General features: G+C 72.9%; 14 protein-coding genes and 2 pseudogenes. 9 read left to right on the top strand and 7 right to left on the bottom strand.

Features of this window, described 5'->3' with window-relative positions; translation table 11 throughout:
- Nucleotides 1-14: 14 nt before the first annotated feature.
- A complete protein-coding gene (locus tag ABD954_RS33290; protein WP_345491798.1) occupies nt 15-1,949 on the bottom strand; it encodes a flavin monoamine oxidase family protein in 1,935 nt (644 codons plus the stop codon).
- A 217-nt stretch (nt 1,950-2,166) separates the two neighbouring features.
- On the opposite strand from ABD954_RS33290, the gene ABD954_RS33285 reads away from it, so the two are divergent.
- From ABD954_RS33285 to ABD954_RS33275, 3 genes are all read left to right on the top strand, one after another.
- Nucleotides 2,167-4,041: a CASTOR/POLLUX-related putative ion channel gene (locus ABD954_RS33285; RefSeq protein WP_345491796.1), complete on the top strand. Its 1,875-nt coding sequence runs from the start codon at nt 2,167-2,169 to the stop codon at nt 4,039-4,041.
- 493 nt (nt 4,042-4,534) lie between these two features.
- Nucleotides 4,535-5,911 carry an erythromycin esterase family protein gene (locus ABD954_RS33280; protein WP_345491794.1) on the top strand — a complete coding sequence of 459 codons (1,377 nt, stop codon included), beginning with the start codon at nt 4,535-4,537 and terminating at the stop codon, nt 5,909-5,911.
- Between the two features lie 273 nt (nt 5,912-6,184).
- Nucleotides 6,185-6,988 carry a hypothetical protein gene (locus tag ABD954_RS33275; protein ID WP_345491792.1) on the top strand — a complete coding sequence of 268 codons (804 nt, stop codon included), beginning with the start codon at nt 6,185-6,187 and terminating at the stop codon, nt 6,986-6,988.
- 302 nt (nt 6,989-7,290) lie between these two features.
- Here ABD954_RS33275 and ABD954_RS33270 read toward each other — a convergent pair whose 3' ends face one another.
- Nucleotides 7,291-8,016 (bottom strand): DUF4241 domain-containing protein, encoded by a 726-nt coding sequence (locus tag ABD954_RS33270; protein WP_345491790.1) that lies wholly within the window; start codon nt 8,014-8,016, stop codon nt 7,291-7,293.
- A gap of 552 nt (nt 8,017-8,568) precedes the next feature.
- On the opposite strand from ABD954_RS33270, the gene ABD954_RS33265 reads away from it, so the two are divergent.
- The 6 genes from ABD954_RS33265 (at nt 8,569) to ABD954_RS33240 (ending at nt 14,261) form a co-directional block, all read left to right on the top strand.
- Nucleotides 8,569-8,805, top strand: coding sequence for a hypervirulence associated TUDOR domain-containing protein (locus tag ABD954_RS33265; protein WP_345491788.1), 237 nt, complete (start codon nt 8,569-8,571; stop codon nt 8,803-8,805).
- A 10-nt stretch (nt 8,806-8,815) separates the two neighbouring features.
- Nucleotides 8,816-9,160 carry a DUF3140 domain-containing protein gene (locus tag ABD954_RS33260; RefSeq protein WP_345491786.1) on the top strand — a complete coding sequence of 115 codons (345 nt, stop codon included), beginning with the start codon at nt 8,816-8,818 and terminating at the stop codon, nt 9,158-9,160.
- A gap of 235 nt (nt 9,161-9,395) precedes the next feature.
- Nucleotides 9,396-10,652, top strand: coding sequence for a polyprenyl synthetase family protein (locus ABD954_RS33255; RefSeq protein WP_345491784.1), 1,257 nt, complete (start codon nt 9,396-9,398; stop codon nt 10,650-10,652).
- Nucleotides 10,649-12,139, top strand: a complete 1,491-nt coding sequence (crtI, locus tag ABD954_RS33250) for a phytoene desaturase family protein (RefSeq protein WP_345491782.1) — start codon at nt 10,649-10,651, stop codon at nt 12,137-12,139. Before ABD954_RS33255 ends, crtI begins: the two co-directional genes overlap by 4 nt.
- On the top strand, nt 12,136-13,194 hold the full coding sequence (locus ABD954_RS33245) for a phytoene/squalene synthase family protein (protein WP_345491780.1): 1,059 nt from the start codon (nt 12,136-12,138) through the stop codon (nt 13,192-13,194). The genes crtI and ABD954_RS33245 overlap by 4 nt, the downstream gene beginning before the upstream one ends.
- Nucleotides 13,191-14,261, top strand: a complete 1,071-nt coding sequence (locus ABD954_RS33240) for a Rieske (2Fe-2S) protein (protein ID WP_345491778.1) — start codon at nt 13,191-13,193, stop codon at nt 14,259-14,261. Before ABD954_RS33245 ends, ABD954_RS33240 begins: the two co-directional genes overlap by 4 nt.
- Nucleotides 14,262-14,294: 33 nt before the next feature.
- Here ABD954_RS33240 and ABD954_RS33235 read toward each other — a convergent pair whose 3' ends face one another.
- From ABD954_RS33235 to ABD954_RS33215, 5 genes and pseudogenes are all read right to left on the bottom strand, one after another.
- Nucleotides 14,295-15,854 (bottom strand): FAD-dependent oxidoreductase, encoded by a 1,560-nt coding sequence (locus ABD954_RS33235; protein WP_345491776.1) that lies wholly within the window; start codon nt 15,852-15,854, stop codon nt 14,295-14,297.
- Nucleotides 15,855-15,875: 21 nt separating this feature from the next.
- A pseudogene (locus tag ABD954_RS33230) lies at nt 15,876-17,052 on the bottom strand (lycopene cyclase family protein).
- Between the two features lie 722 nt (nt 17,053-17,774).
- A complete protein-coding gene (locus tag ABD954_RS33225; protein ID WP_345491774.1) occupies nt 17,775-18,059 on the bottom strand; it encodes a hypothetical protein in 285 nt (94 codons plus the stop codon).
- A 173-nt stretch (nt 18,060-18,232) separates the two neighbouring features.
- Nucleotides 18,233-18,866 (bottom strand): annotated as a pseudogene (locus ABD954_RS33220) (hypothetical protein).
- A gap of 189 nt (nt 18,867-19,055) precedes the next feature.
- Nucleotides 19,056-20,783, bottom strand: coding sequence for a BCCT family transporter (locus tag ABD954_RS33215; RefSeq protein ID WP_345492635.1), 1,728 nt, complete (start codon nt 20,781-20,783; stop codon nt 19,056-19,058).
- Between the last annotated feature and the right edge of the window lie 127 nt (nt 20,784-20,910).

Below are 20,910 nucleotides of genomic sequence, written 5' to 3'. Positions count from 1 at the left end.
GCCTTTCGCCCCGATCAGGGGTGACGTGCCGTCACTTTTCCGGTGTGCACTTCAAGGGCGGTGCGTACGGCGGATTCCAGGGCTCCTTCGATCCACGCGGGCTTGACCGAGGTGTGACAGCCCGCGAAGTGCAAGGGGCCCTCCGCGGTCGGCACGTCGGGGAAGATCTCCGTGTGCTGGCCGGGGAACAGGACGGATGCCTCGCCGTACGCGTAGGGGTCGCGCATCCAGGACTGGGTGCGGCCCACTCCGGTGTAGAAGACCTCGATTCGCTGTCCGTACACGTCCTGGACTCCCCCGAGCGCCCTCGGGTAGCGCTCGTCGTCATCGAACGAGTCCCATTTCAGGGCGTCGTCCGCCCAGCTGTAGGAGGCGAGCAGGACGCCTCCCTCGCTGCCCGGGACGGGATGGGAAGGTTCGAACATGAACCGGTTGGGGTTGTCGGTCGTCGAACCGCCGCCGATCACCTGAGCGGCCTCGGGCTGGTCGCGAAGGGTCGGACGGTGGGCGGCACAGTGGACGCGCTGGGCGTCGGTGATGTGGCCTGCCGGCACCGACGGGTGAGCGCCGAGGAGCGAGCCGTCGGCCGGGGCACTGCCGCGCCGGTACTGCTCGTACAGGCCGGGCCGGATCGCCTCGAGCTCTCGCCGCCAGGTCTCCTCGTCGAACTCCCACCAGCGGCGCGAGAACTCCAGCAGGACTTTGGTCGCGGCGTCGTAGTGGAGTTCTGTGATGGCCCGCCGCTTGCCGTACGAGAGCGCCGGCGTGAAGGTGACGTGGCGGAGTCCTGAGAACGGGACGGTGATGATGGCCTCGTCACCGGTGAAGGTCTCCCGCTCGACGGTGCCGTCACGGCCCTCGGAGACGGTGTGCACGGTGACGCCGTGCCGCGGGTCGTGTTCGACGCGGACGGCACGCCGGTCCAAGCGGACCAGGTCCTTCACCCGCGCGTAGAGGGCGTCCACGAGGGTGGCGGTTCCGCCGGCCAATTCGTAGAAGGCGGTGTCCGTGCTGATCAGCGCGGAGGACAGGAAACTGTGCAAGAATGACAGGTGCAGCCGTGAGGTGACGTTCTGGACCGTGCCGACGAGGTCGAGGGTGTTCTCGTCGAGCCCCGCCTCCTCGGTGAGGTACCGGAACATGGACCAGTGGCCGTACCGCTGCAGGACGGTGGCCCAGCCCTCGACGAGGTCGCTTCCCCGCTTGCCCTCGATGAGCGTACGGGCAGGCGCGAGGGCGGCTCGGTAGATCTCCGCCGACGTCGTGTCGAGGTACTTGTCCGGCACCCCGAAGTGCCTGTTCAGGACGCGCGGCCTGCGCTCGTACTCCGCACGGCGGACCCGGACCCCGTTGGCCTGGATCCACGTCCGGTTCGCCGGCCTGCCCGAGGGGTCCACATCCGTGAGGTGGAACCTGCGGCGTTCCAGGCCGAGGGCATCGATCAGTCCGATGATCAGCGGGTGGCTCGCGGGGATGCGCATCGCTCCGGCCTCCGCGTACTGCCGGGGGTCGGCGAAGGGCTGTGCGGCGTTCTCGTGGCCCCCGGTGCGGAAGGTCTTGACGCGGCCTCCGACCCGGTTGCCGTTGGCCTCGATCACCGTGACCTCGTGCCCGGCGCGCCGCAGGAGATCCGCCGCGACCAGCCCCGCCGGCCCGGCTCCGACGACCAGGACCCGCTTGCCGTCACCGTGTCCGCGCGGGAGGCCCGTGTCCAGAAGGATCCTGGCGTACCGCGGGACGAGGGCTTCACCGTGCTCGTCCAGCACCAGAACAGCCCTGGCGACCCGCTCGCAGACGTCCCTGGGAGCGCCGCCGGGCACCCGCGAAGCGGTGCGCGTCGCCGACGATGCGAGCGCGGCCGCGGTCTGGGGAGCCGTGGGCAGGGCGAGGGCGAGCGCGCCCGTGCCCGCGGCGGTGACCAGGGCACGCCTGTTGAACTGAGTATCCACAGGGGGCACCCTTCGGGATGCCTTCGGCACGGCGCGCGGGACACGCCAGCACGTACCCGGGATTCACCTGTATGCGGTGCTGCCGGCCGGGGCGCAGGAAGGGCGGGCGCACGACGCCGAGATCCGACCGGCCGGGCTTCGTTGGTCGTCGCGATGAGGGCTCGCATGATGACTTCGACGCTGGCTGCCAGCGGAGCACCGTGAGACAGGAGTTCTTGTGCTGCAGAAGTTCCGCTATCGGGTCGACAACGTCATGGGACGAGGCGCACCCGCCCTGATCGGTGTACTCGCGGCCCTGTGCTTCGCGTTCGCGGCCCTGAACGGTCTGCTCCTGCTGGCGTTCGCCCCGGACGGCATCCGGCCGGACAACGCGCGCTCCTCGGTCTGGGCCGGGTTCCTCAGAGTGCTCAGCCCCACCATCCTGATCAAGGACCGGGGATCGGCGCCCTTCCTGATGGTCGCGGTTTTCATGGCGTTCAGCGGCATCATGCTGATGAGCACGCTGATCCCGGTGATCAGCGCCGGACTGCAGAACCAGCTCGCCCGGCTGCGCGCCGGGAGGACTCCTGTGGTGGAAACGGGCCACACGGTGATCCTCGGCTGGTCCTCACAGGTCCACGTGGTCGTGGCTGAACTGGTCGAGGCCAACCGCGGCCGTCGCCATGCCTGTGTCGCCGTCCTCGCGGAGAAGGACCGGTCGGAGATGGAGACCGAGATCCGCGAACGGGTCGGTGACACGGCCGGTACCCGGATCGTCTGCCGCACCGGCAACCCCGCGGACCCCCAGGACGTCACCATCGTCAGCCCGGAACGGGCCAGGTCCGTGATCGTCCTCGCGGCCGAGGACGAATGCCCCGACTTCGGCGTCATCAAGTCGCTGCTCGCCGTCGCCGGCACGCGTGGCGAAGGAGGCACGGGTCCGCTCCTGGTGGCCGGGGTGGCGGACGAGCAGAACCTCGCTGCGGCCCGGCTCGCAGGCGGGCCTCGCTGTCGTGTCGTCAGCACGCAAGGGTTCATCGCCCGACTGCTGGTGCAGAGCAGTCTGCAGTCGGGGCTGTCCCAGGTCTACAGCGAGCTGCTGAACTTCAGCGGCCACGAGATCTACATGACGCACCAGCCCGAACTGGCGGGGCGACGCTTCCACGACGCTCTGCTCGCCTTCCGCGCCTCCACCGTCATCGGGCTGATGCGGCAGGACGGCCGGATCCTGATGAACCCTCACGGCGACACGCGGATCGAGGCTCCCGATCGGATCGTCGTCCTCAGCGAGGACCTCACCACCATCGCTCTGTCGGACGCGGTCCCCGAGTTCACCCCCGTGGACCCGACGCCTGCGAAGACGTCCCCGGCCCCAGGCCGCAACGTCCTCGTCCTCGGCTCCAACCAACGCCTCGATGCCGTCATCGAGCAGCTGGGTGCCCGCCTTCCCGCCGGCTCACGCGTCGACGTCGTCGCCGACACGCCGGTCGCGGTGGAGGAATGGCGCGGCGGAGGCCTGGAGCTGACCTTCCACAGGGCGGACATCACGCGACGCCATGTCCTCGAGGGCCTGACGGTGACGAAATACGACCACGTCATCGTTCTCTGCCCCGGCGACCGCGACGCCCACGAGGCAGACGCCGGCACCCTCGCCACCCTGCTCAACCTCCGCGATCTGGCGGAGTGCGCCATGCACGACTTCACCCTCGTCACCGAGATGGCCGACGATCGCAACCGGGTCCTGGCTCAGGCCGGCAAACCCGACGATCTCATCGTGAGCGGCAACTTCCTGAGCCTGCGCCTCTCACAGATCTCGCAGAACCCCCATCTCGACGGGATCTTCGACGAGCTGTTCGCGCCCGCGGGCTGCCAGATCGCCCTGCATCCCGCCGGCCACTACGTGCCGGTGCACCAGCCGATCACCTTCAGTTCCGTCGTCGACGCCGTCCGACGACACGGGCACCTCGCCATCGGCCATCGCATCGCCCGTCGCATCAGCCAGCCGCCCCAGCACGGCGTCCGGCTCAACCCGGACAGAGCGGAAACGCACACCTACAGAGAGGAGGACCAGGTCGTGGTCCTCACCGGCAGCTCACTCATCCACCCCCACTGACCGCGACGCGCAGCAGGCTGTCCAGGTGGCGGACCGGTGGCACCTCTGGCGCAACCTGAGCGAAGCGGCCGAACGGAGCGTTGCCCGGCACCGTTGCTGCCTCCGTGCTCTGGCCCCTACGGTGTCTGACGCCGGACCCGAGGCGGTCCCAGCCGCAGGCGCGCCCGCTTCGCCTCGGCCGCGCGGGCACCGGTTCGCCGACCGGCCCCGGGCCCGGCAACGCCGCCGTCCACGCCGTGCTGGCGGACGGACACGGTCGGCCTCCACCTCACAACGACCAGCTCGCCCTTGAGGACCAGGCCGTCAGGCAGGTGGGCGGCAGCGCCCTGGAAATCCGGGAGCGGCTCTGCGGGGGGCCGCCGGGGCGGGACCGCACGAGCGGCGGGGAGCGTGGTTCCGGTGCCCCGCCGCTTGGCAGGTGAAGGTAACCCCAGGCCGCTCGGGGGGCGTACCGGATGGCCCGCGATGTCCGCGTACAGCCAGAGTTGAGCACATGATCACCACGCGCAAGTTCCTGCTGGCCACGCTGCTCGTCCCTCTCGGCGTCACCCTGGCCGTCGCCCCCGCCTCTTCCGCCGCCACCCCGTTCGCTCCCGCCACCTCGTCGGTGTCCGCCGACGCCGTCGCGTTCCGCTCGCCAGAGGCGGCTCTTGACCGGGTGGCACACCCGCTGCGCACCACCGAACCGCGGGGTGGCATGGCCGATCTGCGCGCGTTCGGCGCGATGGTGGGCGACGCGAAGGTGGTGGGCGTGGGCGAGGCCACCCACAGCTCGCACGAGTTCGTCACCGTCAAGCACCGATTGTTCCGCTACTTGGTGGAGGAGAAGGGTTTTCGCACCTTCGCCTTCGAAGCCGCGTGGAGCAGCGGACTGCGGATCGACGCCTACCTCACGCGCGGTGAGGGCGACCTGAAGCAGATCATGGACGAGGAGTTCCAGGGCACCTATCGGTGGTGGAACAACGCGGAGAACCGCGACCTGCTCCAGTGGATGCGCGCATACAACGTCAAGCACCCCGGCGACCCGGTGCGCTTCGTCGGCGACGACAACGGCTTCGCCGGTCCCGGGCTGTACGACAGGGTGAACGCCTTCGCGGCCGCGTCCAGCCCCGGACTCGCCGCGCAGATCGCCGAGTTGTACCGAGGACTGCGACCCGCCACCAGCGCCGAGACCTACGTGAACGACTACTTCTCGAAGCCGCTGGCCGAGCGCAAGGAGCTCGCCGAACGGACCGGGCGGGCGGTGAACCTGCTCAAGCAGCACCCCGGCGCCGACGCCGACGCCCACGCCTGGGCCCTGCGGCACGCCACCGCGATCCACCAGATGACCACCCTGTACGCCTTCGACTGGGACGACCCGCAGAACGTCCCGGCCGCCATGCTCTACCGCGACCGCGTGATGGCGGACAACGTCGCCTGGTGGCAGCAGCGCACCGGCGGGAAGATCATGCTCTCCGCCCACAACACCCATGTCGCCCTCAAGACCTACGCCCCTGCCAGCCACCCCCGCGTCCAGGGCGAGTTCCTGCGCGAGCGGCTGGGCGCCGGTTACCTGAGCGTCGGCCTCACCTTCAACCAGGGCTCGTTCAACGCCTTCAACCACGACGGCGTCCCGGAGCGGTTCACCGCCGCCCCTGCCGCCCCGGGCACCGCCGAGCACACCCTCGACAAGGTCCGCTATCGCGACTACGTCGTCGACCTGCGCAACGCTCCCCCGGCGGCCCGTACGTGGCTGGCCGAACCCCACATGATCAAGAACATCGGCGCCACCTACCCGGGCATCGCCGACGCCCCCCGGATCCGCCTCGCCCAGACCCACGACGTCCTCATCCACCTCCATCAGGTCCAAGCCGCCCACATGCTCAACTAGCGCCGGACAGCAGGCCACGGCCCGTCCACGCCAACACCGCAGGGCGCTGGGACATCTCCACGTGCCTGGAGGGGGGGCGGATCTGGGCTGGAAGCGCAGCTCACGGGGCAGCGCACCCGGCGCGAGCACCGTGTCACGGGCCTGCGTCAGCATCGGCCGTTCCGCCCCGTCGACCACTGGAAACCGGCCCGCCGCGCGGCCGGATAACCAGTCCCCGCCTGTCACACCCGCCCCATACAGTGAGCGCGTTCAACAAGGGGAGGGACCCAGCACGTGAACCACCGCACCATGCGCCGCGCCTCTGCGGCCGCGCTCATCGCCGCCACCGTCACCAGCGCCGCGGCCTGCGGCCCCACCGGGGGCGATGCCGGCGCGCAGAACACCCCCAGCACGAGCCCCAGCCCGGCCAAGCCGAAGGACGCCTTCGAGGGCCTGACGGGCGCCCAGATCAGCGACAAGGCCAAGACCGCCCTCAAGAGCGCCACCTCCCTGCGCGTCACCGGCGACGCACCGGACGGCGAAGGCCGCACCCTCGTCATCGACATGGCCATGGACACCGCGGGCTCCTGCCGCGGCACCATCACCCAGCCCGACGCCGGCGTCATCGAGATCATCAAGAACCGCAGCAGCGTCTTCATGAAGGGCGACGAGGCCTTCTGGCGTGCCTCCATCGCCTCCGACAAGAACCTCAACGCCAAGCAGGCCGACGCCGTCCTCGAAATCGTCAAGGGCCGCTGGATGAAGGTCGACAAGAAGACCGCCAGGGCGATGATCCGCAAGGACATGTGCGACCTCAGCGCGGTCGCCGACGAGCTCAAGGGCGACTCGCCCACCACCACCAGCCGCGGCGCCGACATCACCCGCGCCGGCCAGGCCCTCGCCGTCGTCTACGACCGCGACGGAGACTCCGTCACCACCGTCCACGTCACCAAGACCGGCAAGCCCTACCCCGTGGAGATCATCAACACCGGCGGCACCGACGCCGGCTCCCTGAAGTTCACCGACTTCGACAAGCCCGTCGACACCACCCCGCCGCCCGCCGACCAGATCCTCGACCCCCGCAAGCTCAACCGCTGACCCACCCCTGCGGCCCCGCCACACGGCGGGGCCCACGGTGGCGTCCGCAGTACAGCAACTCCAGTCTCCGGCCGGGAGGATCCGCACCGGTCCCGGCACGCCACCGGGCCTGCGCCGTCGCCGTGGACTGGGCCTTCCAGAAGCGTGCCCGGCCGATCCTGCGCGCGCGACCTCGCCGCAGACGGCATCCTTCAGCGCCTCGGCACCGGTCAGTCAGGAGTGCCGAGTTCGGCGTCGGGCCGACAGGGCAACGTCGTCCGACCCTCTTCGGCACCGCCGGCCCCGCCCCACGGCCGGCGACTTCAGGCTTTCGCGCCGGGCAGGCCGCTGGTGACGACGATCGCGGCCACGTCGCCGGTCTTCGTGCGTCCGAGCCAGACGACGCCGCCTGATTCAGCGACGAAGGTGACCAGGTCCGCTTGGTGCGCCTCATCGCGTAGCCGCTCGGAACCGTCCGCCAGCCGTTCGGTGTCGCGGGGGGCGGGGACGCCGTCCGCGAAGGTACGGAACGGCGCGGACAAGGCCGTCCACGCCCCTGCGTCGGCAAAGCAGCCGACGTTGGCGTCGGAGAAGAACCGGGGCTCTTCGCCGGGCTGCAACCGGTCGATGTCCTCGTGGACGCTCAGGCCCGTTTCCCATCCGGCGACGGGGGCGTCGCTGACGCACAAGCGCGTCGCGGCGCGTGCGACACCGTCGAAGTGTTCGCCCATGAACTCGTACGGTCCCGCCGACCACGCGATGTCCACCCGGTATGTGCCTGGGGGGATCCTCACCGCCAGTTCCCTCGGGTGCGGTGTGGGCAGGCCTCTCTCGTAGTCGTAGACCTCGTCGTCGTGCCAGGGCGCGTCCACGACGAGCCGGCCGCTGGGCACGCGGATGGTCGTGAGCTCCTCGATCCCGGTGACGACTACCGGCGTCGTCGGATCGTCGTACACCGTGCCCAGCTGCGCACCGGGTGTGAAGGCTGCCTCCAGGTACTCGGCGGCCTCGGGCGTCGCTGCCAGTCTGGGGTCCCCGGCCCATGCCATCTCTCGCTCCCCTCTCTTGCCACCCGGCCGGGTGGTCACCGGGAACCTATGCGCAGTCTCTGACAACCTTCCGACCGCCCGGCCCACGCCCTGCCCGAGCCCGCCAGGACGTCCACGCGGCGGCGTCGGCGAACGGGCCGGAGCGCTCGGTGAGCTGCGAGCCGCCCGCCGTACGACGCGGGGTTCGACACCTTCGTCCCGACCGTGGACCTGGTCGTCGCCCCTGGCCCCGCTCGCTGGGAGTGGGAGGGCGGGGCGATGACGCGCACGTGCGGCCCAGGACGGCCGCCGACTCCAAGGCCACGTACGGGAGAAGCGCCTGCGTGAAGGTCGTTGGCCCTGCCGGTGGTCTTCCGACCGTACCCGCCACCCGGTACGTCACCCGGGGACAGGGGTCCCCGCCGCGTGAGGAGGGTCTTCGCCGTGTTCTCCGGGCCGTCCGGCGCCTGCGGGTGCACCCGTCGGGCGGGCGGGAGATGCGGGCCGGGGCGTGCGGCCGCAAGGTGGGGATCGGTCGCCCGCGCACCGGCGGGCCCGGAGAGGAGAGGTTCCATGGCGAAGGCGAAGAAGACCTCGGGCGAGAAGGCCCTGTCCCCGGGCGACAAGGTCGCCTGGAGCAGTCACGGCGGCGAGACCGAGGGCACGGTGGAGAAGAAGATCACCGAACGGACCAAGGCGTCCGGCCGTACGGTCGACGCCTCACCGGACGAGCCCCAGTACGAGGTGCGCAGCGACTCGTCCGGTCGGACGGCCGTGCACAAGCCGGGTGCCCTGAAGAAGAAGCGGTAGGGCGGGCACCGTGGCGGCCGACGACCGGCACGACACCTGGGGGACGTTCCGCGAGCTCGTCAACATGACCGCGTCCGAGCTGGAGGACTGGCTCGGCACCGACGCGTCGAAGCGGGCGGGTGAGCACAGGGGCGGCGGTGAGTCCACCGGGCACGCCTCCGGGCGCGCCATCGTCGGGATCCTGCGCAAGAAGAAGTCCGAACTGACGGACGCCGACTACCGGCACATGGCGAAGGTGAACGGCTACATCCACCGCCATCTGGCGCAGAGGCCGACGGGAGACGTCCGCGACACGCGGTGGCGCCACTCGCTCATGAACTGGGGACACGACCCGCTCTCCGACACGTCCGGATGAGCCGCCCCCGCTCGGCGGGGCGGGGGCGCCGTACGCGTGCCGCCGGCAGGGCCGTGCTCGCCGCCCCCGCGGCGGGTCACCCATGCCCGCCCCCACCGCGGGGGCGCCGCCCGGCGCGCAGGGCTCCCGCCGCTCGTCCCGCCGCGGACGGGCCGGCGGAAGGTGCATCCGAACGCCCGCACGGTGGCGAAGCACCCGTGACGGAAGAGCCATGGCACCGGCAAGGGGAGTCCCGATGCGCGTATCCGATCCGCTGGAAGTCGACCGTGACGTGCCCGCGGCCGTCGCCGTGTGCCTCGGCCGGACGCTGGAGCGGCGTGTGGAGGAGGCGACGGCCATGGACCCGGTCTTCGCCGCCGATGTCGCGGACCGCGTGGCGCGGTTCACCCTGGAGGGCGGCCGGCGGCTCCGTGCGCAGTTCCTGTGGTGGGCGATGCGGGGCTGTGGGGGCGGGGCCCGGGAGACTCCCCGCGCGCTGGGGGTCGCGGCGGCGCTCGAACTGATCCAGACCTGCGCGCTCGTCCACGACGACGTCATGGACGGCTCGCCCCTGCGCCGGGGGCGCCCGGCGCTGCACGTCGCGGTGGACGCGCGGTACGGCACCGGCGGGCGTCCCCTGCCGTGCGGCACGTTCGGCACGGCGGCCGCCGTGCTCGCCGGCGACCTGGCCCTCGCCTGGGCCGACGACGCCTTCGCCGAATCCGTACGGGGCGCTCCGGCGGAGCGCCGGGCGGCCGGCGTGTGGCGGGTCATGCGGGCGGAGATGGTGGCGGGACAGTATCTGGATCTGCGGGGCCAGGTGACGTCCGCCGCTTCGGAGCGCCGGGCGCTGCGGACGGCGGTCCTGAAGACGGCGCTGTACACGGTGGGCCACCCGCTGGCCCTCGGCGCGGTGCTGGCCGGGGCGCCGGAGCCGACGGTGGTGGCGCTGCGGGCGGCCGGGCGCTCCGCGGGGCTGGCCTTCCAGCTCCGCGACGACATACGCGGAGCCTTCGGCGATCCGGCGCGGACCGGGAAGCCGGTGGGCGAGGACGTCCGCGAGGGCAAGGCGACGTTTCTGCTGACCGTCGCCCGGGACCTGTGCGCGCGGCGCGGCGACCGTGCCGGACTGCGGCTCCTCGACGGGGTGACGGGCGGCCGGGCCGTCCGGGCGGGGGACGTCGAGCGCGTGCTGGACCTCCTCGTGGCGTGCGGGGCGCGCGACGAGGTGGCCCGGCGTGTCGAGGAGCTCTGCGTCCGCGGCGCCGAGGCCGTCGCCGCCGCCGGGCTGTCTCCTCGGGCGGCCGGTCTGATCGGCCGTCTGATGCGTGAGGCGTGCGGTCTGGACGCCGCGGCCCGTGCGGCGGCCGAGCCCGGACACGGAGGGCACACCGCCGGCCGGCAGGAGCGCGCGGACGCCGTCGCCGCCGACCCCGCTCCCCCCTCTCCTGCCCGGCGCACGCCCGACGGCACCACCACCCCTGACACCGTTCTGATCGGAGAGACCCGTTGAAGACCGTGACCGGCCCGACGGACCATGTCGTCGTCGTGGGAGCGGGCCTGGCCGGCCTGGCCGCCGCGCTGCACCTGTCGGGCCGCGGCCGGCGGGTGACCGTGGTGGAGCGGGACGCGGCGCCGGGCGGGCGGGCGGGGCGCCTGGCGCTCGGCGGCTACCGGGTGGACACCGGCCCGACCGTCCTCACCATGCCGGACGTTCTCGACGAGGCGTTCCGGGCGGTCGGCGACTCCCTGTACGACCACGTCGACCTGATCCCCCTGCACCCGGCGTACCGGGCGCTCTTCGCCGACGGCACCCGGCTCGACGTGCACACCGACGGAGACGTCATGGAGGAGGAGATCGCCTCCTTCGCGGGTTCGCGGGAAGCCCTCGGGTACCGCAGGCTGCGCCGGTGGCTCAAGGAGCTGTACGAGGTGCAGATGCGGCGCTTCATCGACGCCAACTTCGACTCCCCCGCACGGCTGCTCCACCCCGACACGGCACGGCTCGCGGCGCTCGGCGGGTTCGGGCGCCTGGACCGCGCCATCGGGCGGTTCCTCTCCGACGAGCGGCTGCGCCGGGTCTTCTCCTTCCAGGCACTGTACGCCGGGGTCTCCCCGTCCCGTGCCCTGGCCGCGTACGCCGTGATCGCCTACATGGACACGGTCGCGGGGGTGTACTTCCCCCGGGGCGGGATGCACGCCGTACCGGCGGCCATGGCAGCGGCGGCGGCGCGGTCGGGCGTCGCGTTCCGGTACGGCGAGGGCGTCACCCGGCTGGAACGCACGGGGCGGCGGGTGACGGCGGTGGTGACCGCGCACGACCGGATCCCGTGCGACGCCGTCGTCCTGACTCCGGACCTGCCGGTCTCCTACGGTCTGCTGGGGCGGGCTCCCCGGCGCCCGCTCCGCCTGCGGCACGCGCCCAGCGCGGTGGTGCTGCACGTGGGGACCGATCGCACCTGGCCGGGCCTTTCGCACCACACGCTGTCGTTCGGGCGGGCGTGGGAGACGGTGTTCCGCGAACTGACCGGCGCGGGGCGGCTGATGAGCGACCCTTCGCTGCTCGTCACGCGGCCCACCGCCACCGATCCGTCGCTGGCGCCGGAGGGCAGGCACCTGCACTACGTCCTGGCGCCGTGCCCCAACACCCGGATCGGTCCCGCGGCCGCCCAGTGGGGCGACCTCGGGCCGCGCTACCGCGACGAACTGGTGCGGGAGCTGGAGCGCCGGGGGCTGGCGGGACTCGGGGCGTCGATCGAGGAGGAGAGCCTGGTCACGCCCGCCGACTGGACGGCGATGGGGCATGCGGCCGGCACTCCGTTCTCCGTCGCCCACACCTTCGCGCAGACGGGGCCCTTCCGGCCGCGGAACCTCGTGAGCGGCACGGAGAACGCCGTCCTCGCGGGCTGCGGCACGACGCCCGGTGTCGGCGTGCCCACGGTGCTGCTGTCGGGCAAGCTCGCCGCGGCCCGTGTGACCGGGGAGGGGCGGGCGGGATGACGGCTCGGGAACTGGACGCGGCGGGCATCACCGACCCGTCGCTGCGGGCGGCCTACACGGCCAGCCGGCGGCTCAACGCCCGCCACGGCAAGACGTACTTCCTCGCCACCCGGCTGCTTCCGGTGGACCGGCGCTCCGCCGTGCACGCGCTGTACGGGTTCGCGCGGCGCGCCGACGACATCGTGGACGAGCTGGGGCCGGCGGCTTCCCCGCACGCCCGCGCGGAGGCCCTGGACGCGCTGGAGCGGCAGTGGCTGCGGGCCGTGCGGGGCGAGGAGGCCGCCGAACCGGTGGTGCGGGCGGCGGCCGACACCCGGGCCCGTTACGGCATCGCCGCACGGCACTTCTCCGATTTCCTCGCGTCGATGCGCAGCGACCTGTCGGTCACCGAGTACGCGACCTACGCCAACCTGCGGGCGTACATGCACGGGTCGGCCGCCGTGATCGGGCTGCAGATGACGCCGGTGCTCGGCACGGTCGTGCCGCCGGCGGAGGCGGAACCGTACGCGGCCGAGCTCGGCGTCGCCTTCCAGCTGACGAACTTCCTCAGGGACGTGGGCGAGGACCTGGACCGCGGGCGGGTCTACCTCCCCCAGGACCTGCTGGCCGCGCACGGCGTCGACCGCGACCTGCTGGCGTGGAGCAGGCTGACCGGCTGCCGGGACGCGCGGATCACCTCCGCGCTGCGGGCCGCCGCGGCTCTGACGCGCGAGGTCTACCGTGCGGCCGAGCCGGGGCTCGCGCGGCTGGACCCGGTGTCGGCGCCGTGTGTCCGCACGGCGTTCGTGCTGTACCGCGACATCCTGGGGGCCATCGAGGAGGACGGGTACGCGGTCGTGCACCGCAGGGCGGTGGTGGGGCGGCGCAGGAGAGCCGCCGTGGCCCTGCGCGGCCTGGCCGCCGCTGTGGCCGCGCGCACCGCCGTCCGCCCGGCCTCGGGGCCGGTCCGGGCCGCCGGGCACAGGACCGGAGAGGGGGGCGGGTACGGGGACGGTGCGGCCGCACGGACGGAGGCGAGCCGGGTCACGAGGCGCCGGGAGGAGAAGCGGGGATGAGCGGCGGCACGGGAGGACGGAAGGTGAACGGGACGGACGGGCCGCGTGGGGCGCGCGCCGGGGGCGGGTTTCCCCGGCCGGTGGTCCCCCTGCGGCTGCGCCGGAGCGGTGTCGCCTGGGAGCGCCAGCGTCCGACGTGGCGGGACGCCAAGCCGGCGCTGATCGCGGAGGCTCTGGAGCGGGCCCGGGCGCGCCCTTCGGGGAACTGGTTCGTCGTCGGCGCCAGCCGCGACCTGACCACCCGTCGGCCGCTGGGGCGGACGGTCGCCGGGGAGGAGATCGTGCTCTGGCGCGACGGGAGCGGCGCGCCCCACGCCGGTCCGGGAGCGTGCCCGCACCTCGGCGCGCCGCTCAAGGACAGCGCGGTGCGGTGCGGACGGCTGATCTGCCACTGGCACGGCCTGGCCCTGGACGGCGGGTCCTCCGCCGGCTGGTCGCCCTGGCCCGTGCACGACGACGGCGTCCTGCTGTGGGTGCGGCTCGATCGCGTGGGCGGCGAACCGCCGACGGAACGACCCCTCGTGCCCGTACGTCCGCCGCTCGGCGGAGCGGTCGCGTCCGTCTACACCGGGGCGGGCGCCTGCGAGCCGGAGGACGTGGTCGCCAACCGCCTGGACCCCTGGCACGGGGCCTGGCTGCACCCGTACTCGTTCGTCGACCTCACCGTCCTGGACGGTCCGGCCGGCGGCCCGGACGAAGGCGGCGACGTCCTGGTCGTCGACGTGTCGTTCAAGGTGGCCGGGCGGGTCGTGGTCCCCGTGCGGGCGGCGTTCGACGCGCCCGACGGGCGCACGGTCGTGATGCGGATCGTGGCGGGCGAAGGGACCGGTTCGGTCGTGGAGACGCATGCGACACCGCTGACCCCGGCGGGCGCCGAGCGGCCGCGCACCGCGGTGGTGGAGGCCGTCGTCGCCGGATCGGACCGGCGGGGGTTCGCGGTGGCCCGCGCCCTGGCGCCGCTGCTGCGCCCCGCCGTGCGGGCGGCGGCGGGGCGGCTGTGGCGTGACGATCTCGCCTATGCCGAGCGGCGCTTCGCTTTGCGCCGCAGCGGCCGTTTCCCCGGCTGAGCGGCGCTCACCGCCGGCCCGTCGTCTCGTCCGTCAAGCGCCGCCGAGGCGGCGGGCCAGCGACCGCAGAGGCGCCCAGCGTCCGCGGTCCGGGACGGTCCACAGGGTCTGCCCGCGCAGGCCCCAGCGCCGCAGGTGGACGTTGGCGGCCGCGAAACCGGTGGTGGCGGCCCGTTCCATGAGCGCCACCGGCAGGTCGGTGCGGACCAGGTCGCCGGCGACGGTCACGGTCGGGTCGGGCGTTTCGACGGTGGGGCGGTCCGCGTGGCCGCCGACGACGAAGAGGGGGCAGTCCTCGCGCCACTGGTCGCGCCGGTCGACGACCCGCGCGGCGGCCGTCTCGGGGTAGACGCGGTGCAGTTGGTCCATGAGGGCCCCGGCGACGGCGTCCGGGGCGGTGGCGGGGTCCACCGCGTAGGCGTGGAGTTCGAGTACGGCCCCGCCGGTCTTCGCGGCCCAGCGAGCCGCTTCCCCTTCCCAGTGGTTCAGGACGCTGATGTTGTCGAGGGGGCCGTAGCCGCTGGTGCCGAGGAAGCCGGGGCGGTGGGCGGCGACGGGGCGGTCGAGCCAGATCCGGGACACGAGGAAGGGCGGGGCGGAGCGCAGCCGCCCGACCCGGGCGCGCCACGCATCGTCGCACAGGTCGGGCGAGGCGGCCGTCAGGCCGCGCAGTCCGGCGGTGTCCAGGGCCAGCACCACGGCGTCGGCGTGCTCGGTGCCGTGCGCGGTGCGGATCAGGTAGCCGCCGCCGGGGGCGGGGGCGAGTGCCGTGACGGGGGTGCCGGTGCGGATGTCGGCTCCGTGGCCCTGGAGATAGTGGGCGAGCGGCTCCCAGAGGGCCTGGGGGTAGGGCTCGTCCGGCACGTCGAAGAGGAGCCCTTCGGACGAGCCGAGGAAGTAGATGTGGAACATGAGGGCGAGTTCGGCGGCGGACAGTTCGGCGGGGTCGGCGAAGAAGCTGCGGGAGAAGACCTCGAAGGCGAGGTGCCGGGCGGGGCCGGGGAAGCGGATGCGGTCCAGGAGCTGGAGGGCGCTGATGTCGTCGAACCGCCGGTGGACGTCCGGCGCCCGCACGTCGAGGAGGGGAAGTGCCGCGCGTGCGTCCAGCCGGGCCAGGTCCCGCAGTCCGAAGCTGGGGCTGAGGGCGGCGAAGCCGAGGGCGCTCCAGGGCGGTGTGCGCGGGACCCGGGCGAAGCTGTCGTGGAGCCCCGAGCTGTGCCGCAGCGGGTAGTCGGGCAGGGGGCGGAGCCGGTCGAGGTCGGGATCCACCCGCCTGAGCAGTCCCCGCAGGTTGTAGTACTGGCGGAAGAAGGCGTGGAAGCCGCGGCTCATGGTGACGGCCGAGCCGTCGGCGAGTTCGGTGGGCCATCCGGCGAGGCGGCCGCCGAGGGCCGTGTCGCGCTCGTAGAGGGTGACGCGGACCCCTCGTTCGGCCAGCGCGGTGGCGGCGGCGATGCCCGCGATGCCGCCGCCGACGACCGCGCAGCGGGGGCGCGGTCCGACGGCCCTGGGCCGCCCGGGGTGGGCGGGCAGGACGACGGCCCTGCGGTCGCGGCCGTGCCGGTCGGCGGGTGCGCGGTCGTACGGGCTCATGGCTTCTCCTCGGGGTCTCGGTCAGGGACGGCGGGCGAGCAGGGGCAATTCGGCGGCGGTGCGGAGCATGGTGAGGACGGGCGTGCGCAGGCCGAGGGAGAACTCCTCGGCGAGGCGGGTGGTGCCGTCGAGGAACCGGAGCAGGCGCGCGGCGGGTACGTCTCGGAAGAGGCGGGTGAAGAAGGCGGGCCCGTCGAGGCGGCCGGTGTCGAGAGCGCGCAGCAGGACGGCGTCCATGGCGAGGGCTCGCGCCGGGTGGGCGGGCGGCGGTGCGGGGGTCCGGCCGGCGTGCACGGCGTCCGCGACGGCCCTGGTCTGGCGCTGGATGGCGGAGAAGGCGTAGCCGGTGGAGGGGCGGACCGCTCCCCCGGCCGCGCCGATGCGGAAGACGTGCCGGCCGGGACGGCGCTCGTGGCGCCCGTCGGTCATCGGGATGGCGCCCTGCTCGGTGGCCGTCACCCGGTACGGGCCGAGCGCCAGCACCCGCTCGGCGTAGTGGCGCAGGGCCTCGTCGTAGGCCGCGTCCGGCAGGGGGGCGCGGCTGAACTCGGTGTATTCGACCAGTGCTTCGTGGCGGCCGGTGGGCAGGACGTATCCGAAGGAGAGTCCGTGCGCGGGCTGCGGTGTGCGGAAGTCCATCAGTTCGACGGTGGCGGGATCGAAGACCGGCCGGTCGCAGTGCACGAACCAGCCGCGAAAGTGCTGGAGCAGCGCGACCCGCGCGGGGGGGTGGTGCGGTGGGGGGCCTGGAGTCGTAGACCCAGCGGGCGCGCAGGGTCCGCACGGTGCCGTCGGTGGTGCGGTACGTCAGTTCGGCGCCCCCGGCGCCGTCGGCGATGTGCTCGACGGTGCCCTCGATCCGGCGCAGTCCGGCCAGGCGGCCCTCCAGGCCCCGTTCGAAGGCCGCGGAGCGGAGCATCTTGTAGCGCAGCCCTCCGAGGTCTCGCGCGGGGCCGGTGCCGTCCGGCGCGCGGACGCGCAGCCGGTTCCAGTGGGCGGTGAGCAGCGTGTCGTAGGCACCCGGTCCGGCCTCCCAGTAGCACCAGGTGCGTTCGGCCGGCCGCAGCGGTCCGGCAGGCGCGTCGACGAGGACGACGTCCGGGGTACGGGCCCCGGGCGGCCCGTCGAGCAGCCGCCAGGCCAGCGAGAGGCCGGCCGCTCCGCCACCGACGATGGCGATGTCGCTGCTGTGCGTCATGTCCGCGCTGCACTCCCTCTCGACGACGGCGACCCCGCCCGGCCGGCCGGCTCACCCGCCCGTCCGGTCGACAGCGTGCGGTGTACGGCCGGTGCGTGGCGGGCGCTCCGCCAAGCCTTCCGGCGGGAAGCCTCCTGCGGATGCGGCCGCGCCGTCGACGTGGCGGACGGTCGGTCGGTCGGTCGGTCGGTCGGTCGGTCGGGAAAGGACGCCCGGTCGAAGGTCTCGGATCGGCTTCTGAGTGCCGACCGCCGAGGACGTCCGGGCTCCGTCGGCTCCGTCGGCTCCGTCGGCTCCGGCCGTCGAGACCTGCCGGCGAGAGTGGGATAACGGTCGGTTTCCGGGCGTCCTCAGCACGCCGCCGACAACAGGACGAAGAGTCGAGGTGGAGGGTCCTCCGATGTCCGTGCCACAGGGCGAGAGTTGTCCCACGGGCTGGACAGGGAGCTGCCTGAAGATCGCGATGACCGGGGTGCAAGCCCGCCCACGGGGCTTGCCCTCGCGGTACTGGTCGTAGTCTCGCGGTCGGACTTCTGGTCATCATGCGGGGCAGGCGCAAGTAGCCCGTCGCGGGCGGCCCGTCGCAGCGCTCCGCGACGGGCCGCCCGCACGTCTTCGCCCCGCCCTCTCGTGAGACGGGCGTCGCCGTCGGGCGCTCCAGGAGGCGCCGGTGCACGGCCGCGGCGCCGCACCGGCGGTCGGCGCGGCCGGTCGTGGGTCGTTCAGGTGCCGACGGCGGTCACGCCGAACATGAGGGTTCGGCGGCTGACGTCGTAGTGCACGGTCGGGGTGCTGCGCAGGAGGTCCTGGAGGACGTCGGCGTCGTCGGCGTCCACGGTCAGCACCTCCTCCCAGGCCCCTTCGTCGAGTACGAGCTGCAGGGTCAGGGTGCCGGGGGCGGCGGGCTCACCCGCGACCCAGCTGAACTGGTAGTGGCTGAGTTGGCGCACCTTGATGCTGTCGTCCGTGACGGGCTGCGTCACCTTGGTCGTGGTGGCTCGGGCCATGGCCTGCCTCCTTGGGGGCATGACGTCGGGTGGGTGGGCGATCGGTCTCGGGGTGCCGAGCAGCCGACCGAGCGGCCCCGGCGCGGGGCCGGAGGAACGGGCCGGCCTGAAGGTCAGCTGTGGGCGGCCATCCGGCCTGCGGCTCAGCTGTGGGCGGCCATCCGGCCTACGGGTCAGCTGTGGTCGGCCATCCGGCCTGTGGGCCAGCTGTGGTCGGCCATGGGGCCGTGGTGGCCGACATGGCGTACGGCGGCCATGCCTCTGCCGCCCGCCATGACCAGCGGTGAGGCGGCGCGGCGGAGCATTCCGGCCTGCTGCTGGGGGCGCTGCTGCTCTCCGTGCAGGGCGTTGAGCACGAGGACCCCACTGCAGCACGGCGAGGTGGCGCTGCGCCTGATCCAGGTCCACGGGGTGGTCGGCGGCGGCCTCTTGGTCCTCGAAGTCGGTCGACGAGGCGAGTTCGACCTTCTTGCCCAGGACGCGGCTGTAGGCGGTGGCGGCGAGGGCGGCTCCGGTGAGGACCGTCTTGGCGAGGGTGGAGGCCCCCACGCCGCTCTGGTAGGCCACCCGGGCGCTGTTGGCGCCCAGCAGGCCGGCGCCGCCCACCAGGTGGGCGCCGATCGCGACCGCGTTCACCGGGGTCCAGGCGGCCCAGCCGGCGCTGGCGATCCGCGCGCCGAGGCGCGACTCCCTCACGGCGTTGCGGGCAGCTCCGTTCAACCCGACGGCTCCCATGAGAGAGCCTCCGAACCACGCCGCCAGGCCGATGTCGTGCAGACTGCGCATGACCGTGTTGCGTTCAGACATCTGAGTCCTTCCAGACACGCGCGCCGCTGCGGACGCAGGGCGCCGAACTCAGGCTCACGGTGATCGGCTGCACCTGCCAGACGAGGCGCGCACTTGGAGGAACCCGGCCCTCGCCCGGCGGAGAGGGACCCGGGTCTGCGACCGGAACCCCGGCCCGGCCGGGACCGGCGCCGGGGTCGCCACGGCGTGTCAGGGGGCCGGAGGCGGGGACCCGGGGTCCTTGCGGTCACGGCCGTCGGGTGTTGCCCCCGTCGGGGACTCGTCCTGCGACGGGCCGATGCGGATCTCGAAGTCGCCCGCGTACTTCTCGTGGCCCGCGATCACCGCTTCCTCCACCGCCTCTTCGGCGAGTTCGTGGCGGACGATCAGCGGGTCCCGGCGAAGATCGCGCAACAGGGCCCAGCACATGCCGATCATCACCAGGACGAAGGGGGCCGCGACGAGGATCGTCAGGTGCTGCAGGCCCGCGAGGGCATCGCCCTTGCCCTCGCCGACCAGCAGCATCACCGCCGCCACACCGCCGGTCACCACGCCCCAGAAGACGACGACGAACCGGGCGGGCTCGAAGGTGCCCTTCTGGGAGAGGGTGCCCATCACGATCGACGCCGCGTCGGCGCCGGAGATGAAGAAGATGCCGACCAGGATCATCACGAGCAGGCTCATCACGCCGGCGGCCGGGAACTCCTGGAGCACGCCGAACAGCTGCGCCTCGGGCGTGGTCGCCCCGCCGAGGCTTCCCTGTTCCTTCAGGCGCATGGCCGTACCGCCGAAGACGGCGAACCAGACCAGGCTGACGGTGCTGGGCACCAGGATGACGCCGCCGACGAACTGACGGATCGTGCGCCCCCGGCTGATGCGGGCGATGAACATGCCGACGAACGGCGTCCAGGAGATCCACCAGGCCCAGTAGAAGACGGTCCAGCTGCTCAGCCAGTCGGCGACGTCACCGCCGCCGGTGGACGCCTCGGTGCGGCCGATCAGCTGCGGCAGATCACCGAAGTACGCGGCCAGGGACGTCGGGATCAGGTCCAGGACCAGAATGGTCGGACCGACGACGAACACGAAGACCGCGAGGATCACGGCCAGCACCATGTTGGTGTTGGAAAGCCACTGAATGCCCCGCTCCACCCCGGAGACGGCCGAGAGGACGAAGCACACCGTCAGCACGCCGATGATGGTGACGAGCAGTCCCGTCCCGGCCCTGCCCAGCCACCCGATCTCGTGCATGCCGCTGCCGATCTGCAGCGCGCCGAGCCCGAGCGAGGTCGCGGAACCGAAGAGCGTGGCGAAGATCGCCAGGATGTCGATCACCCGGCCCGGTGCGCCTTCGGCACGCTTCTTCCCGATGAGCGGGACGAACACGGCACTGATCGTCTGCCGCCTGCGCCGCCGGAAGGTGCTGTACGCGATGGCCAGACCGACCACCGCGTAGATGGCCCACGGGTGCAGCGTCCAGTGGAACAGCGTGGTGGCGAGCGCCGTCTGCATGGCGTCCGCCGAGTCCGCGGGGTCGGTGCCCGGCGGCGGGGTGGTGTAGTGCGCGAGGGGCTCACTGACGCCGTAGAACATCAGACCGATGCCCATGCCGGCGCTGAACATCATGGCGACCCAGGAGACGGTGCTGAACTCCGGCTTCTCGTGCTCCTGGCCCAGCTCGATCCGCCCGTACCGGCTGACGGCCAGCCAGAGCGCGAAGACGACGAAACCGGAAGCGGCCAGGACGAACGCCCAGCCGCCGTTGTGCATCAAAGCGTCCAGCAGCGTGTCGGAGACACGCTCCAACGCCTCCGTGGCCGTCGCCCCCCAAATCACGAAGCCCAAGGTCAGCACAGCCGTCACCCCGAACACCACCCGGTCGGTGACGGGCGCCTTGTCCTCATGGGGGTGACGGCCCGGCAGGGCCGCCTTCACCGGCAGCCTCAGCCTCTGGCCCCGTCTGCGTTGCTCCTGAGACACCGGCGGCACCCTTCACGATCATGGCTTGAATCCACTTCCTGCTATCCCGTACCACGGCGCGCACACCTGTCCCCGTAACAACAGGCTC

The organism is Streptomyces roseoviridis, assembly GCF_039535235.1.
Lineage (GTDB): Bacteria > Actinomycetota > Actinomycetes > Streptomycetales > Streptomycetaceae > Streptomyces > Streptomyces roseoviridis.
The sequence above is the reverse complement of the archived record's forward strand: the minus strand, read 5'-3'. Positions and strand labels throughout refer to the sequence as shown.

What these genes read in the sequence shown, in the direction of transcription:
- ABD954_RS33280 (WP_345491794.1), top strand. Translation starts at nt 4,535, where the DNA reads ATGATCACCACGCGCAAGTTCCTGCTGGCCACGCTGCTCGTCCCTCTC.
- ABD954_RS33270 (WP_345491790.1), bottom strand. Translation starts at nt 8,016, where the DNA reads ATGGCATGGGCCGGGGACCCCAGACTGGCAGCGACGCCCGAGGCCGCC.
- ABD954_RS33255 (WP_345491784.1), top strand. Translation starts at nt 9,396, where the DNA reads ATGCGCGTATCCGATCCGCTGGAAGTCGACCGTGACGTGCCCGCGGCC.
- ABD954_RS33265 (WP_345491788.1), top strand. Translation starts at nt 8,569, where the DNA reads ATGGCGAAGGCGAAGAAGACCTCGGGCGAGAAGGCCCTGTCCCCGGGC.
- ABD954_RS33235 (WP_345491776.1), bottom strand. Translation starts at nt 15,854, where the DNA reads ATGAGCCCGTACGACCGCGCACCCGCCGACCGGCACGGCCGCGACCGC.
- ABD954_RS33245 (WP_345491780.1), top strand. Translation starts at nt 12,136, where the DNA reads ATGACGGCTCGGGAACTGGACGCGGCGGGCATCACCGACCCGTCGCTG.
- ABD954_RS33240 (WP_345491778.1), top strand. Translation starts at nt 13,191, where the DNA reads ATGAGCGGCGGCACGGGAGGACGGAAGGTGAACGGGACGGACGGGCCG.
- ABD954_RS33225 (WP_345491774.1), bottom strand. Translation starts at nt 18,059, where the DNA reads ATGGCCCGAGCCACCACGACCAAGGTGACGCAGCCCGTCACGGACGAC.